At 34.3% G+C, this 1349-nt stretch carries 1 protein-coding gene; it reads right to left on the bottom strand.

Annotation, left to right across the window (positions count from 1 at the left end):
• Positions 1 to 467: 467 nt before the first annotated feature.
• Positions 468 to 1349, bottom strand: an 882-nt coding sequence (locus tag OKC24_RS19665) for a zonular occludens toxin domain-containing protein (RefSeq protein ID WP_307735405.1), incomplete at its 5' end; no start/stop codon positions are given.

The raw sequence follows: 1349 nt of genomic DNA, 5'->3' as shown, positions 1-1349 counted from the left end.
GAGCGTTAATGCAAGTAACATAATCACGGCTACATTATACGAAATCAGTCTTATAAATATTTGGTATATTTTGCCAATCAAGAAAATTCACAAAAAATACTAAGTTATTGTTTTTATACAAATCCATAAAATTCTCCAGGACAAAAATTCATGCTTCAGCTGCGACTGCAGTTGGAAGAAAATGCCAAGCTTTGTTGTCTCCAGTGGTCAGTCACAATAAATAGGATGACGTTCACAAGCGTTTTGCTGGCATTGCTTTGATACTACTGAAAGCAAAAATAGCAGAAAGAACAAAGGTAATAGTTTTAAAAATACTTTTAGAAAAACCAAAATTATTATCTCCAGTAGTCAGTTCGCACCCTGCCGGATGCTCTGAAATTGCAGCATAACATTTAAATTAAGCACTGTAATCAGGGAAAAGAAGTTTTGAAATTCAATTCCTATTTGCCGTGGGCACTCCGCCCACTTTAAACAGGAGGTTGAGCAGCTTGCATAGAAGCAGTACTTCTATCCCTCGTGTAATCAAACAACCTTTCTCCAGCAAGCCAACGTTTGCATGCATTCGGTTCTAAATCAGGCATTCTATTTCCTTGTTGATCAAAACCAACAATTTTATTGCCATACTGAACACAACCCGAAAGACGCGGATAGTCCTTTGCCTGAATTTGAAATTCAGTTATCTGAGATCCATAAGGATCATTAACTTTATAATTCATAGCAATAGTTTCTGAATCTCTATGTGTACTGGCTTGCAGATCTGCATGACGCTTATCGCGTATTTCATGATTTAGCATTTCTTCACATTGCTGCTTTGTATAAGAAAACTGAACCATACAATCTATGATCTTTTTTTGAGGTTGATACTGATCAGCAATAGTCTGTTCTGAATTAGGATTAGCAGCTGGGGAAACTTGAGCAGATGTTTCTTCTGATCCAAAAAACTTTTGACCCAATCTAGTTCCCATACTTTTATAAAGCGCAGCACAAATAATAAATACTGGAAGTATTAGCCAAAAAATCAAAGAGAATGGAATCTTTGTACTTTTTTCATGTTCTTCTGCAGAAATATAGAATTTATATAGCTGCTTAGGGTAGAGCCAAAATTTCCAAGACAATGCATTACGCATTGTAGAAAGACCAAACTGTTCTTGAAGTTCAGAAAAAGAATAAATCGTACAAGCTTTTAATTTAAATAATCGTCTTAGAATAAGGTGTTCATTTACAGAAGCTTTAACTGAGTCATTTAATTTATACGGTTTTTGAGTAATAAAATAAATATCAATACCAAAATGACCATGTAAAGTTAATAGATCTCTTTCATAAATCAAAAAACGATCTTCTTTTTGGTT

It is taken from the genome of Acinetobacter entericus (assembly GCF_026168575.1).
GTDB lineage: Bacteria > Pseudomonadota > Gammaproteobacteria > Pseudomonadales > Moraxellaceae > Acinetobacter > Acinetobacter bouvetii.
Note: the sequence above shows the minus strand (reverse complement) of the source record. Positions and strands in the feature narration are given on the sequence as shown.